Genomic DNA, 833 nt, shown 5'->3' with positions numbered 1-833 from the left:
GGCACGGGGGTGTGGCAGTACCAGCTGGTGGTGCCGGCCACGACCACGGCGGCCGCGGTCACGACCCCGACCCGGCAGGTCACGGGCTTCGTCGTAGTTGTCACCTCGATCAGCCCATCCACGGGCTCGACGCAAGGCGGAACCCTAGTTTCGATCACGGGCTCTGGTTTCACCGGCTCGACATCCGTCACCTTCGCAGGAGTGGCTGGCACCTCCCTAACGGTGGTGTCAGACACCTCGCTGAAGGCCGTCACACCAGCGCATGCTTCGGGCACCGTAGACGTGCAGGTCGTCACCCCAACCGGGAAGTCTGCGACCTCGGCGTCTTCCAAGTACACGTTTGTAGCCCCGCCAACGATCAGCAAAGTCGCCCCAACGTCTGGGCCGCTGTCCGGTGGAACGACGGTCACCATCACAGGCACAGGCTTTACGAGCTCTGCAACGGTCAAGTTCGGCAGCGTGAACGCTGCTGGCGTCACCGTGCTCTCGAGCACCCAGCTGACTGCGGTAAGCCCCGCCGGCTCGCCGGGGAGCGTTGATGTATCCGTTACTACGAGCGGTGGCACCTCTCCGGCTGGTAGCTCGGCCAAATTCACATACGAGGGATGCATCAGAGGAACCCGGCACATCTCTGCCGACGTCACCAGCACCATGACCTGGTCACCAGAGTGCGTGACGGTCTACATCCTTGATGCGCCGGTGGCCGTTCTCCCGGGTGTGACGTTGAGCGTGGCCCCAGGAACAATCGTGAAGGCGGCGCCGGGTTCGTCGTTGAGTGTGCAGGGGTCGTTGGTTGCTGCGGGTACGGCTGCTGCGCCAGTGACGTTCACGTC

General features: G+C 64.1%; 1 protein-coding gene. It reads left to right on the top strand.

Translation table 11 applies throughout. The annotated features are described in order from the left end of the window. Positions 1–9 precede the first annotated feature (9 nt). On the top strand, positions 10–833 hold an 824-nt coding region (locus ABD286_RS18930; protein WP_425565424.1), incomplete at its 3' end, for an IPT/TIG domain-containing protein.

Origin of the sequence: Pedococcus aerophilus, from assembly GCF_039532215.1 — a bacterium.
Lineage (GTDB): Bacteria > Actinomycetota > Actinomycetes > Actinomycetales > Dermatophilaceae > Pedococcus > Pedococcus aerophilus.
Note: the sequence above shows the minus strand (reverse complement) of the source record. Positions and strands in the feature narration are given on the sequence as shown.